We start from the raw sequence: 12,666 nt of genomic DNA, 5'->3' as shown, positions 1-12,666 counted from the left end.
AGAACTCCATGCCTGGTGGCCTGGTGTGCGTGGGCGTCGGGAGCCCGGGCAGGTCCGGGGCGGTAGCCCACCGGCAAGGTCATCCGTCAGCGGGAGACTTCCCTGTTGGTCAGCACCAGCAGGGCCCGTACCAGCGCGGTCGCCCACCTTGGATCCGTGCGGATCTCGCCAAGGACGCGCCAGTTCTTCAGGCACGCGAAGCCGTGCTCGACCCGGGCCCGGACCGCGGCCAGCGCGTCCTGCCCGCGAGCTACCGGCTGGGGCTGCAGATCAGCGGCCACGACTTCGAGCGCGAACTCCCGGACGAGCCCCATGAGGCTTGGGTGTCGCGAGGCTCGGGCCCGTGGCTCCACACGCATCCGGAAGACCGGCCGGCTGAGGTGTTCGCGGGACGCACCACCGTGCACACCGGCGGGGACACCGATTCCCACCTGCTGATCCCCGTCATTCCGCCAAGCGATGGGACGGTTGCACGGATGCCGACCTGAGCGGTAAGTCGATCCTGATCACTGGCGCCGGCCGCGGCATCGAGCACGCCCTCGCGGTCAATCCGGCAGCCGAGGGCGCGAGGATCGGGGTGCTCGAACTCGACCGTGTTCAACAACGGCGGAAGCACGCCGGAAGCCACGCAGGCACACCAGCGGCTGCCGACCACAGCCGCGAACGGCTACCGCCGGGTACGCGCGCCTCCAGGAAATGCAACTCCCGCGAACGGTCCGCCGCGTTCCGGACAACGTGACCGATGGCCACGTCGCGGAACCTGTCCTCCAGGCCATCACCCATGACTACGGCACCACCGCCACCTGTCCTGCCCCGCGAGATCCCGCACGAAGGAACACATCACATGCAAGACAACCTGGAAGACCGGCTGCGCGTCATCGAAGACCGGTTGGCGATCTACAACCTGCTCGCCGCGCACCCACTCAGCGCGGACACCGGCGAGCCCGGATTCATCGAATCCATCTACACTCCCGACGTCGTGTTCGACCGTGGCGCCGGGCTGGCAGGCGCACGCGGCCGCGACAACATGGTCACCTTCGTCGGAAGCGACGCGCACCACACCGCCATCGCCGGCGGGCTGGCGCATTTCGGCAATCTGCCGCTCATCGAACTCAACGGCGACACCGCCATGGCCACCTCCTACATCGCCCTCATCACGCCGGACGAGAAGGGCGAAGAACGAGAACTGGCCAACCACGGAACGTCGACGGGATTCCGCATCCACCGCATCGTCGCCAACCGCTGGTCGCTCGTCCGTGAAGACGGACGATGGTCGATCGCGTCCCGGAAGGTCCTGCCCATGGACGGCAGCGGGCCGGCACTGGACATGTTGCGCCAGACCGCCACCTACTACACCGACCGCTGAAGGGCCCACCGTGTATGAGGCATCCACCGGGCGAACCAGGACGCCGCGGACGGGTTCTGGCGCTGGACCGGCACGTCGGCGGCCGGCCGTCAGGGAACCGGCGCGAGCCGCCCGTGAGATGGTTCCGCCGCTGGTGATCGCGCCGGCCCAGCTACTGCGGGTGCTGGACGACTCGTCCGTGAACATCGCCCTGCCGAGCGTCCAGGACGCGCTCGCCGACACGCCCGCACATCTGCCCTGGACGTGATCGCCTAAGCCTGTCACGTGGGGGGCAAGTCGGCGGCGCGCGTCTCCAGGGCCGGCAGGAAGCGCGGGCTACCCCTCCAGCGCGGCCAGCGCCTCCTCGTCGAGCACGACGTCGGCGGCGGCGAGGTTCTCCTCAAGGTGGTCGATGCTGCGGGTGCCGGGGATGAGAAGCGTCTGCGGTCCCCGGGTGAGCACCCATGCCAGCCCGACCTGGGACGGGGTTGCCCCCAGCCGCGTCGCTACCTCCCGCACGGCAGGCTGGTCGGCGACCTTCGGCAGCTCCGGGAACCCCGACCCGAGCGGGAAGTACGGCGCCCAGGCAATGCCATGCTCGCGGCAGAGGTCGAGCACCGGCTCGGACGAACGGTCGACGAGGCTGTAGGCGTTCTGCACGCAGACGACGCCGGCCGGCAGGGCGTGCCGTAGCTGATCGGCGTCGACGTGGCTGAGGCCGATTCCGCCGAGCAGCCCGGCGTCGCGCAGGGCGATCAGCTCGGCGAGCTGGTCGTCGAAGTCGACTCGCTGGCCGACGGGGATTCCTTGCGTCCCGTACATCGGGTAGATGTTGACCACGTCGAGGCGCTCGACGCCCAGCGTGCGCAGGTTCGCCTCCAGCTCGGAGCGCAGTTCGGCGGGCCTTTGCGCCGCACGCAGCCCGTACTGGCCGCCCGGGTCGCTGGTGGCACCGACCTTGCTGGCCAGCACCAGATGCTCGGGGTAGGGATGCAGGGCGGCTCGGATGCGCCCGTTGACGCGGCCCGCTCCGTAGAACTCGGCGGTGTCAATGTGGTCGACGCCCAGCTCGACGGCCCGACGCAGCACGGCGAGGGCGCGCTCCTCGTCACCGTGCTCGAGCTGCATCGCGCCGTAGCCGATGCGGGCGACGGGACGCCCGGCGAGAGACGCGAGCCCGCCGGGGTGTGGGCGTGCGCCTGAAGTGGTGCGGGTGGTGGTCATGGTCGTACTCCCGTGGAACGTTAGGCTCACGATTAAACGGAGGAGCCTCCGGAACGTATCACAACCGGAGGTACCTCCGCTTCATGGCTGCTGTCGACCGTGAACCACGCCTGCGGGCCGATGCCCAGCGCAACCGGGCCCGCCTCCTTGAGGTGGCCCGCGCCGCCTTCGCCGCCGGGCAGACGCCGACCCTGGAGGCCGTCGCCCGCGAGGCCGGCGTCGGGATCGGCACTCTCTACCGGCACTACCCGACCCGTGAGGCGCTCATCGAAGCGGTTTATCGCGCCGAGCGCGCACGGCTGTGCTCGCACGTGGAACCGCTGCTCGCCGAGCACGAGCGCGTCACCGCACTGCGCACGTGGATGGGCGACTACGCCGACTTCATCGCCACCAAGCGCGGCATGGCCGAGAGGCTCAAGGTGATCACCGCAGAGGGCACGGTCGCCTCCGCCCGCACGCGGCCCCGGCGACATCGTCAGCACCCTGGTAGGGATCTTCCTCGCGCCCGACGACCGCGAGCAGGCCGGGCTGACGCTCGACCTGCTCGTCGACGGCTTGCGAGCCGGAACGTCAGCGAAGCGCGGTGAGGGTGGGTGCCCAGCTCGGCCGCGGCGGCGGAGTCCGAGACGGTGAGAACGCGGTCGGGGTCCCCGGTCAGCCCGATCAGGGTCGGCAGCGAGCCGCCGACCGGGCCGGCCTGGACGGCGCGATCGATCCGGCCGCCGGTCGGGGCTGTGTCCAGGGCGCGGTCGACGCGGCCTGCGGCCAGGGCGGCAGCGGCGGCAGCTGGTCGACCAAGAGGCCGCAGACCAACGCCGCGATGCACAGCTACAGCATGGCCTTCCGGGCCACCAGCGCGATCTTCGCCGCCGGCGCCGTCAGCTGCGGCCTGATCCCGCGAACCGGTAACCCCGAACCCGCCGAACCCGCCGAACCCGCCGGACCCGCCTCCGGCGGGTGGCCCAGGCTCAATGACGACGGCCCAGGGCCGGATCGGGTGCGAGCCCCTTTGCGCTGCCCTCGATCTGTGCTACAGATAAGCGAAATGGTTGACAGGTTGATAGGTGGCTGAATGCCAAGGAGGCATCGTGAAGCTGGCAGTACTGCCCGGCGACGACATAGGCCCCGAGATCACGGCGGCGACCCTGGAAGTACTGGACGCCGCGGACCAACGCTTCGGCCTGGGGCTTGAGTACGACCGGCACGAGGTAGGCATGGCGTCACACCGCGCGGAGGGCACGACGCTGCCCGAATCCGTCCTTCGGGCGGCGCAGGAGGCCGACGGGATGGTCCTGGGCCCGGCCGGCATGACCGAGTACCCGCCTCTCGACCAGGGCGGCGTCAACGTCCCCGGTACCGTCCGCAAGCGCTTCGAGCTCTATGCCAACATCCGCCCCGCCCGCTCGCGCATCGGTGTCGCCAACGCCCGACCCGGCCTTGACTGTGTGATCGTCAGGGAGAACACCGAGGGCTTCTACGCCGACCGCAGCCTCTTCAACGGGTACGGCGAGTTCATGCCCACCGAGGACGTCGCGATGTCCATGCGCGTGATCACCGCTCGCGCCTCGCGGCGCATCGCCACGGTGGCCTTCGAACGGGCTCGGCAGCGGCGCGGGCACGTCACGGTGGTGGGCAAGCGCCACGTGTTGCAGGTGACCGATGGCCTGTTCATGGATCAGGTGCGCGCGGTCGCGGCGGACCACCCCGATGTGGAACTGCGTGAGATCGACATAGACGCCATGGCGGCGGCCGTCTACACCCAGCCCGGCGACTTCGACGTCATCCTCACCACCAATATGTTCGGCGACATCTTGTCGAACCTGACGGCGGCCCTGTCCGGCGGTCTCGGCCTTTCGGCGTCGCTGAACGTGGGTGACGACTACGCGGCCGCCAACGCCGGCCATGGGTCCGCGCCCGACATCGCGGGCCGCGGAATCGCCAACCCGACCAGCCTGATCCTCTCCAGCGCACTGCTGCTGCGCTGGTGGAGCGGGCGCTCGGGGAACAGCGCGTTCGAGGCTGCCGCTTCCCGGATCGAGGAGGTCGCCGACGAGGTACTGGCCGAGGGCAAGACCGTCACTGCGGACCTCGGCGGCAGCGCGTCAACCATCGAGTACGCGCGCGAGCTGTGCAGCCGCATCGCCGCGGAGTGACCAGCCGCCCGCACAGCACCCGGTGCTCCCCACTCGTACCGCGCGCCTTCAGACCCCTACGGAGGAGAGAAAACCTTGTTCGCCCTCATCGTTTCGCTTCACGTCCAGCCCGGTAAGCGGGAGGAGTTCCTCCGGGTCATCCAGGCCAATGCGGAGGCTTCCCTGCGGGATGAACCGGGTTGCCTGAGGTTCGACATCATCGAGCAGCACGACGCCGAGAATCGGTTTCTGCTGTACGAGGTGTACCAGGACGAGCAGGCATTTTACGAGGGGCACCGCGGTTCTGCCCACTACGCGCGCTGGCGCGAGCGGATGCCTCACCTCCTCGTCGAGGGCGGACACAGCAATGCCTTCGGCACCACGATCCACCTCTCCTCCCCCGAGACGGCTGCGACAAGCTGACGTTCCGCCGCCTGCCGCCCCTCGACCCGCACGCCGAGTGCGGCACCGGCACCCTCATGGTCGGGCTGCTGCCGAGTACCCTTTGGATGACAGGTTGATGTCCGGCGCACAAGGGAGCCGGGCCTGCACGAGAGGACTCAGCATGAGCGCCGGCCTGACCCGGGTGGAGCGTGTTCAGCGGGATGCTCCCGCGTTGCAGGTCGCGCGGCAGCTCCTTGGTTATCTCCTGGAGTCCGGAAAGGCTCAGGTGGGCCAGAAGCTGCCGGCCGAGCGGGAACTCGTGGAGACCTTCGGTGTCGGGCGGTCGTCCGTGCGCGAGGCGTTGAAGTCCCTCAGCCTCCTTGGACTGCTGGAGATTCGCCAGGGTGACGGGACGTATGTACGCAATCCCAGCTCGGACCTGCTGCCGCAGGTGATCGAGTGGGGCTTGATGCTGAGCGACCACAAGACGGCTGAGATGATCGAGGCCCGGCTGGTGATCGAGGTTGCCGTAGCCGAGTTCGCCGCGGCTCGCCGCACGGAGGAGGACCTGGCCGATCTCGAGCGACACCTGCGCGGGATGAAGGACAGCGTGGACTCGCCGCAGGACTGGGTCGAGCACGACATGCAGTTCCACTTCGCCGTGGCGCGCGCCTCGCACAACGGCGCCCTTGCCGATTACCTGCTGCGGCTGCGCTCCCTGCTCGGGGCGTGGATCAAGCGGAACCAGGAGAGCGGCGGCGGCAACGCGGACAAGTACGAAGAGCACCACGCCGTCTACGTCGCGATCCGGGATCAGGATGCCACGGCCGCGGGCGTGGCGATGCGCCGCCACATCAACCGGGTGGCCACCCGGTTGGATACCTCTGAGGCCACAGAGGCATCCGGCTGATCTTCCCGCGTGGTGCTGTGCCCCCCCCTCCCGGGTGAGGCACGGCACGGATCGCATACAGCACCACCACAAGCACCGTCCGCCATGAGCCGGTTTGCCGGTCGCCGCCCTGATCCTCGTGCCCAGCATCTTCGGGCTCATCGCCGGCGGCGGGTTGTCGCTCAGTGACGACATCGCCAAGTCGATCGAGGACGCCGCCCCGCCGGCTGCCCTGCTGTTCTTCGCCATCACTTTCTTCGGGGTCATGATCGACGTCGGTCTCTTCGATCCGCTGATCCGCGGCATTCTGCGGGTAGTGCACAACGACCCCGTCAAGGTCGTCGTCGGAACGGCACTGCTGTCCGCGATCGTGTCGCTCGACGGGGACGGATCGACGACGTTCATCATCGTGACGTCGGCATTCCTGCCGGTCTACCTTCGCCTCGGGATGAGTCCTGTGGTCCTCACCTGCGTCACCTCCACCGCGAACGGTGTTCTGAACACCGTGCCGTGGGGTGGCTCCACCGCTCGTGCGGCGGCGGCCTTGAAGGTCTCCCCCATCGAGATCTTCGTACCGATGATCCCTGCGATCGCAGCCGGACTCGTCGCGACTCTGTTCTTCGCCTATTTCCTCGGCCGCAGCGAGCGTCGCCGGCTGGGCACCGTGGAGCTACGCGACGGGGTTCTGCGCAGGAACCGTGAGACCAACATGGGCACGAACGACGTCCCCGCGCTGGCCACCGCCGCGGTTACCGCTTCCAGCGGATCCGGCGGGTCTCGCCCGGACGCTTCTGCGGACCCCGGCCCCTCTCCCAGCGACGCGGCGGACACCGACGAACAGTCGCTCATCGCTTCCGATGGCCATATTCGTCGGCCCCACGCCCGCCCCAAGCTGCGGTGGGTCAATCTCATCCTGACCCTCAGCGTCATGACGCTGCTGGTCGCGGGCGCGGTCGAGCCGGCCGTCGTCTTCTTCATCGGTGTTTCCTGCGCGTTGATCCTCAACTTCCGGCAGGTGGCCGAGCAGCGAGCGCAGTTGGAAGCCCATGCGTCCAGCGTCGTCAACGTCGTCGGCATGGTCTTCGCTGCCACGGTGCTCACCGGCGTGCTGAGCGGCAGCGGCATGGTCAAGGCGATGGCCGAATGGCTCGTCGGCATCATCCCCGAATCCCTCGGCGGGCACTTCCCCGTCATCGCCGGTCTTCTGTCGATCCCGATGACCTTCTTCACGAGCAACGACGCCTTCTACTTCGGCATGCTGCCGGTACTCAACGAGACCGCCTCGCACTTCGGCATCACCTCACTGGAAATGGCGCGTGCATCACTGGTCGGCCAGCCGCTGCACCAGTCCAGTCCGATCGTCGCCTCGTTCCTGCTGCTGGTGGGCCTGGCCAAGGTCGACCTCGGCGACCACCACCGCAAGACCATCTGGCGCGCCGCGGTGGTGGGGCTGATCATGCTCGGCGTCGGTAGCCTGACACTCGCCTTCCCCGTCTGAGCCCGTGGTTGGCGAGGACTGTGGCCGGGAGCGGTGGAAGGAAGCATGCCGGAAGGCTTCTTTGGTCGGCCGGGGACCGTGGAGGAGCGTCCACGCCTTCCCGGTGAGCCAGCGTTGGGTGGCGAGGGGTTCCTCAAGGGCTTCCGGGACCGGGGCGGAGCGGGATTTCAGGGCGACCACCACGGCCTCGCGGTCGGCCGGCAGCGGCGTTGTGGCGTCGGGCACACCGAAGACCAGCGCGGTGCGCGGGAAGGCTGGGCGTTCATCAGTCGGACTCGACGGGGATGGGATGCCGCGCCAGTAGAGTTGCGCGCAGTGCGCGGGCGGCCGCACCGGCACCGTCGAGGACGGGCACCCCCAAGAGGTCGGACAGCTCGGGTCCGGCCGGGGCCAGCGAGTACTGCGCCATCAGCACGGCCTGCACGGTGTCCGCCCCGGCCGCGTGGAGTGCGTCGGCCAACTGCTGCGCGGCTTGACGGGGTGTGGGTGCCTTCGCCGCGGTTTCGCTGAGCGCGGCCGTGACTCGGATGGGATTGTCCGGCCGTATCCGCGCCGACAGCTGATCCAGTTGAGCCAGAGCCGCCGGGACGGCCGACGGGGTGGAAGCGGCGACGCCGAGATGTTCGTAGGGGCCGGCCAACGCCGCCTGGAACATCGACTCGTCGGACTTCAGTACCGGCACGGTCCACAGCTTGCGCGCGACTTCGGCCACCTCTCCGTAGGAGGAGCAGGTGAGCAGCACGGCCTGGGCCCCGCCTTCGACGGCGTGTTCGATCAAGCGGAGCATGCGGCGGCGCAGGCGCTCGTTGAGTCCTCCGGCGGTGTTCGCGTCGACCAGCAACCGGTCGTCCAGCAGGTTCCACAGCCGTGCCTCGGGGAATTCGCGAGCGAAAGCATTCTGCGCGATCCGGGCCGCCGCAGAAACCGCGTGGACCATGGCTATCAACGGCTGCTGCTTCTGCACTGGTTTTCCCCTTCTCGTCAGTGACCGATCCAGTAGGTGCGTGTGTTGGTGAACTCGCGGATGCCCGCGTCCGCCAGTTCGCGGCCGTGGCCGCTGCGCTTGGTACCGCCGAAGGGCAGGCGCGGATCGGAGGCGACGACAGCGTTGACGAACGCGGCGCCGCTGGTGATGCGGCGGGCCACCTCGATGCCGCGGGCGGACCGAGCAGTCCATACGCTCAGCCCGAGACCGAAGCTGGTGGCGTTGGCGAGCCGGACGGCGTCGTCCTCGTCCGAGGCGACGGCGATGGCGGCCAGCGGGCCGAAGGTCTCCTCGTCGAAGGCGGCCATGCCCGGTCCGGTGTCGGCCAGGACGGTCGGCTGGTAGAAGAAGCCGTCGCCCGGGAGGGCCTTGCCTCCGGTCAGCAGCCGGGCGCCGGCGGCGACGGAATCCTCCACTTGCCGCTGAATCGCCTCGCGCAGGTCGTTCCGGGCCAGCGGGCCGACCTGGGTGCCGGGGTCGCGGGGGTCTCCCACCGTGAGTGCCTCGACCCCTGCGACGAATGCCTCGGTGAAGGCGTCGGCCACATCCTGGTGAACGATGAACCGCTTGGCGCACACGCAGCTCTGGCCGGAGTTGGTGAACCGCGCCGTGACCGCGGCCGCGGCCGCCTGCTCGATGTCGGCGTCGGCGAGCACCACGAAGGCGTCGGAGCCGCCGAGTTCGAGGACCGACTTCTTCGCGGCACGTCCGGCGGCCGACCCCACGGCCGCGCCGGCCCGGTTGCTTCCCGTGAGGGTGACGGCGGCGATCCGGTCATCCTCGATGAGGCGTGCCGTGGTCCCGGGCACGTCCGCGTCGGCGATCAGCAGGGTGGTGACCAGGTGTTCGGGAAGCCCGGCCCGCACGCACAAGTCCTGGAGGGCCAGTGCGCTGCCGGTGACATTGGAGGCGTGCTTGAGGAGGATGCCATTGCCCGCCACCAGCGACGGCAGGGCGAAGCGCATGACCTGCCAGACGGGGAAGTTCCACGGCATGACCGCCAGAACGAGACCGGCGGGCTCGTAGGAGACCCAGGCCTCCGCACCGTCGACCGCGACGCGCACGTCGGCCAGGATGCCCGGACCGTTGGTGGCGTAGTAGTCGGCGGTCAACGCCGACTTGTCGACCTCGCCGCGGGCTTCGGCCAGCGGCTTGCCCATCTCCTCGACGACGAGGCGGGTCAGATGCCCGGCATGGCTGCGCAGGGCCTGGCCGATGCGGGCGACGCGCGAAGCGCGTTCGGCGACCGGGACCAAGGCCCAGGCGCGGCTTGCGGCGTGGGCACGCTGGACGGCGGTTTCGATGCGTTCGGCATCCCATGCCTCATAGCTGGTGATGGGCCGGCCGGTGGCGGGGTTGCTGGTCTGGATGGTGCTCATGAGGTGGGCGCCCCTCCCTTGTCGTTGGCGGAGAGGTGCTCGAAGGTCTCGCCCGTGGCGGTCATGGTGCGGGTGACGTCGCGGCCGCCGTAGACCCAGTAGATGCGCATGACGCCCTCGCCGCGGTTGAGGAAGCGGTGGGGGATGCCCGCGGGCACCCATGTGGCGTCTCCTGCCTCGAGGTCGAAGAACTCACCGTCGATCTCGGCGGTGGCCTGGCCTTCGAGGATCAGGACGGACTCCTGGACGTTGTGGCTGTGCAGCGGCAGTCCGTTGCCGGGCTGGAAGACGGTCTGGCCGGTGGTGATGACGGTCTCCTCGGAGTTCCACTTGCCCACGTAGGGAATGGTCGCCACGCCGCCGCCGCGGTCGAAGCGCTCGACCTCGTCGGGGTGGATGAGCAGGTTCGGCTCTGCGGGCTTGGTGCACATGGGGTTCGCTCCGTTCGATCGCGTCAGGAGTGGTGGACAAGACGGCAGGAGCGGGGCACGGTCAGCGCGATCATGCGGGAAACTCCTGCGGGGGCGTGGTCGATACGGCCTGGGGTCTCGGCAATGCGGCGCCCGTGGTCGTGGCGATACGGGCGAGAGAGGCCCAGGTGTCGTCGACGACGGTGATGCCTTCGGTGCGCAGCCGTTCGGCTGTGCGGATCTCCAGCTCGCCGGGGACCAAGATCTCGCTCGTGCCCGGCGCTGTCGGGGTGGACTTCGTCTCTGCGACGAGGGCCTCCATCCGCTGCTCGAACTCGGCCGGATCGGCCATGGAGCGGATGTCGATGCACATCAGCAGGTGTCCCGCGCCGCTGCGCCCGGTGGACCGGTAGGGGCCGACGACCTGGGAACCGAAGCCGCTGCCGGTCAGCACGCCGGCCAGCACGTCGAACATGAAGGAGATGGCGTAGCCCTTGTGGCCGGCCATCGGCAGGATCAGGCCTTCTATGGCGCGGCGCGGGTCGGTGGTCGCCACCCCGTCGGCGTCCGCGGCCCAGCCCTCGGGTATGGAGGTGCCGCGCTCCTTGGCAGCATAGATTTTGCCGCGAGCCACGGCGGTGTTGGCGATGTCCATCACCACGGTGCCGTATCGGCCGCTGGGGGCGGCGATCGACCAGGGATTGGTACCGATCCGCTTCTCCTTGCCGCCCCACGGGGCCATCGCCGGGCTGGCGTTGGTGGCCAGCAGGGCGACGCAGCCGAGTTCGGCGGCCTTGCGGGTGAAGTAGGCGGCGGTTCCGAAGTGGCCCGAGTTGCGGACCGCTACGGCGCTGATCCCGTGCTCGCGGGCCCGCTCCACACCCTCGTGGACGGCATGGCTGGTGAGGACCTGCCCCAAGCCGTCGCACCCGTCGATGACCACCACAGCGCCGGTGTCGCTGACCACTTCCGGGGAGGCGACGGCCGCCGTGGCGCCACTGCTGATCCGGTCGAGATACCAGGGCAGGCGCAGCATCCCATGGGACGGGTGGCCCCACAGCTCGGCCGTCACCAGTGTGTCGGCGAGCAGCCGGGCATCGGCCGCGGGCACTCCGTGAAACTCGGTGGCGGCGGTAGCGAACCGGAGCAAGTCCGCTGCTGAGACGGTACGCGGCATCTGGCAGCCTCACTTCGCGTGGCATGTATTCACTACTGTATACATCACGGGGCGAAACACAGCACCCCTGCGGGTACTGTCAGCTTTTCGCGCGGCTGGGTGCCGAGGGCGGCCTAGCCAAGCGCGTCGAGGTGCACCTCGGCTCCGAACTCGGCGTACCGGCCGGTCAGGCTGTCGATCAGTGCCTGCAGCGTCTGCGCGAGGTGGTGGCGGCATGCGGCCGACGCCGCGGGTCCGTCCCCGTTGACGATCGCCTCGACCATGGCTCGGTGCTCGTCCAGCGAGATCAGCATCCGCTGTGGCCCGCTGTGCGACAGGTGCCGCAGGCGCACGGTCTGACTGCGCAGGTCACGGATGGTGCGGGCCAGGTAGGCGTTGCGGCAGGCAGCGATGAGTTCCTGATCGAAGATCTCGGTCAGGGCATAGAAGTCCTGGAAGGACTGGGCCTGTTGCGCCTCATCCCTGGCACGGAAGGACCGCTCGAAGTCGTCCAACCGCGTCAACAGCCGGACAAAGGGCTCTCGTACGGACTCACGGGCCTGCCCCAGGGCCGCCACCTGCGAAGCCGCTTCCGGCTCGAGCAGCATGCGGAACTCGAACAGGGAATGGACACCGCCGAGAGAGATAGCCGCCACGCGGGCCACCTCGCCCGGCACAAAGTCGACGAGACCCTCGCGAGCCAGACTCCGGATGGCCTCCCGCACCGGAGTGCGCGAGGCACCCAGCTCCTCCCCCAGCTGGATCTCACTCAGCTTGGCTCCCGGCCTGAGCCGCAGAGACTCGATGTCCTGCTTGAGCCGCTCGTAGACAGCTTCGCTCTTGCCAGTTGCCCGAGCCATTTCGCTCCTCGTCGCCAGGGCCGTACCTCGAACTGTATACAGCCTATCGTCGGGGACCAGGCATCTGCAGACGCCGAACGGACAGGCCAATCTCCGCCCGGACACCGGCCACGTCCCCACCGTGTGCGGGCCGGGGCAGGGCTCGGCTCGCACACGGTGCTTTCGGCTCACCGCTCAGGTGACGGAGAAGTCCTGGAAGCCGGCGATCCCGCGGGTGCCGGTCCAGCCGTTGGCGGCCGTCATGAACACCCCACGGTGGTCACAGCCGCGCTCACGGTGGCTCCGGGGGTCCCGGTCTTCGTTTCCCTGGGCGTACGCCTGGATCGGCGGCCGAGCGCTCGAAACATCCACCTCAAGGCAGCCCTGTCGGTGGCCTTTGCCGTGGGACCGGCCGGAGGCGCCGG

General features: G+C 69.2%; 14 protein-coding genes. 6 read left to right on the top strand and 8 right to left on the bottom strand.

What is annotated here, in order from left to right; genetic code table 11:
• Nucleotides 1-86 precede the first annotated feature (86 nt).
• The gene (locus IEJ02_RS15040; RefSeq protein WP_223863842.1) at nt 87-314 is read right to left on the bottom strand and encodes a hypothetical protein; all 228 of its coding nucleotides are present in this window, start codon (nt 312-314) and stop codon (nt 87-89) included.
• 530 nt (nt 315-844) lie between these two features.
• Here IEJ02_RS15040 and IEJ02_RS15035 point away from each other — a divergent pair.
• Nucleotides 845-1,366, top strand: coding sequence for a nuclear transport factor 2 family protein (locus IEJ02_RS15035; RefSeq protein WP_191065331.1), 522 nt, complete (start codon nt 845-847; stop codon nt 1,364-1,366).
• A gap of 315 nt (nt 1,367-1,681) precedes the next feature.
• On the opposite strand, the gene IEJ02_RS15030 is transcribed toward IEJ02_RS15035, so the two are convergent.
• Nucleotides 1,682-2,569, bottom strand: coding sequence for an aldo/keto reductase (locus IEJ02_RS15030; protein ID WP_191065330.1), 888 nt, complete (start codon nt 2,567-2,569; stop codon nt 1,682-1,684).
• 83 nt (nt 2,570-2,652) lie between these two features.
• On the opposite strand from IEJ02_RS15030, the gene IEJ02_RS15025 reads away from it, so the two are divergent.
• The 5 genes from IEJ02_RS15025 (at nt 2,653) to IEJ02_RS15005 (ending at nt 7,472) form a co-directional block, all read left to right on the top strand.
• Nucleotides 2,653-3,156 carry a TetR/AcrR family transcriptional regulator gene (locus tag IEJ02_RS15025; RefSeq protein WP_223863841.1) on the top strand — a complete coding sequence of 168 codons (504 nt, stop codon included), beginning with the start codon at nt 2,653-2,655 and terminating at the stop codon, nt 3,154-3,156.
• A 501-nt stretch (nt 3,157-3,657) separates the two neighbouring features.
• Complete coding sequence (locus IEJ02_RS15020; RefSeq protein ID WP_191065329.1) at nt 3,658-4,722, top strand: isocitrate/isopropylmalate dehydrogenase family protein; 1,065 nt, start codon at nt 3,658-3,660, stop codon at nt 4,720-4,722.
• A gap of 75 nt (nt 4,723-4,797) precedes the next feature.
• The gene (locus IEJ02_RS15015) at nt 4,798-5,124 is read left to right on the top strand and encodes a putative quinol monooxygenase (protein ID WP_191065328.1); all 327 of its coding nucleotides are present in this window, start codon (nt 4,798-4,800) and stop codon (nt 5,122-5,124) included.
• A 142-nt stretch (nt 5,125-5,266) separates the two neighbouring features.
• A complete protein-coding gene (locus IEJ02_RS15010) occupies nt 5,267-5,995 on the top strand; it encodes a FadR/GntR family transcriptional regulator (RefSeq protein ID WP_223863840.1) in 729 nt (242 codons plus the stop codon).
• Nucleotides 5,996-6,089: 94 nt separating this feature from the next.
• A complete protein-coding gene (locus tag IEJ02_RS15005) occupies nt 6,090-7,472 on the top strand; it encodes a CitMHS family transporter (protein WP_191065327.1) in 1,383 nt (460 codons plus the stop codon).
• Nucleotides 7,473-7,737: 265 nt separating this feature from the next.
• On the opposite strand, the gene IEJ02_RS15000 is transcribed toward IEJ02_RS15005, so the two are convergent.
• From IEJ02_RS15000 to IEJ02_RS14975, 6 genes are all read right to left on the bottom strand, one after another.
• Nucleotides 7,738-8,436: an aspartate/glutamate racemase family protein gene (locus IEJ02_RS15000; RefSeq protein ID WP_191065326.1), complete on the bottom strand. Its 699-nt coding sequence runs from the start codon at nt 8,434-8,436 to the stop codon at nt 7,738-7,740.
• 17 nt (nt 8,437-8,453) lie between these two features.
• A complete protein-coding gene (locus tag IEJ02_RS14995; protein WP_191065325.1) occupies nt 8,454-9,836 on the bottom strand; it encodes an NAD-dependent succinate-semialdehyde dehydrogenase in 1,383 nt (460 codons plus the stop codon).
• Nucleotides 9,833-10,267, bottom strand: coding sequence for a cupin domain-containing protein (locus tag IEJ02_RS14990; RefSeq protein ID WP_137975922.1), 435 nt, complete (start codon nt 10,265-10,267; stop codon nt 9,833-9,835). The genes IEJ02_RS14995 and IEJ02_RS14990 overlap by 4 nt, the downstream gene beginning before the upstream one ends.
• 70 nt (nt 10,268-10,337) lie before the next feature.
• Nucleotides 10,338-11,423, bottom strand: a complete 1,086-nt coding sequence (locus IEJ02_RS14985; RefSeq protein WP_191065324.1) for an Ldh family oxidoreductase — start codon at nt 11,421-11,423, stop codon at nt 10,338-10,340.
• A 113-nt stretch (nt 11,424-11,536) separates the two neighbouring features.
• Nucleotides 11,537-12,262, bottom strand: coding sequence for a GntR family transcriptional regulator (locus IEJ02_RS14980; RefSeq protein ID WP_191065323.1), 726 nt, complete (start codon nt 12,260-12,262; stop codon nt 11,537-11,539).
• 174 nt (nt 12,263-12,436) lie between these two features.
• Entirely contained in the window at nt 12,437-12,613 is a 177-nt protein-coding gene (locus IEJ02_RS14975; RefSeq protein WP_191065322.1) for a hypothetical protein, read from the bottom strand.
• Nucleotides 12,614-12,666: the final 53 nt, after the last annotated feature.

The sequence above is a fragment of the Streptomyces sp. 5-10 genome (assembly GCF_014712245.1).
Taxonomy (GTDB): Bacteria; Actinomycetota; Actinomycetes; order Streptomycetales; family Streptomycetaceae; genus Streptomyces; species Streptomyces violaceusniger.
Note: the sequence above shows the minus strand (reverse complement) of the source record. Positions and strands in the feature narration are given on the sequence as shown.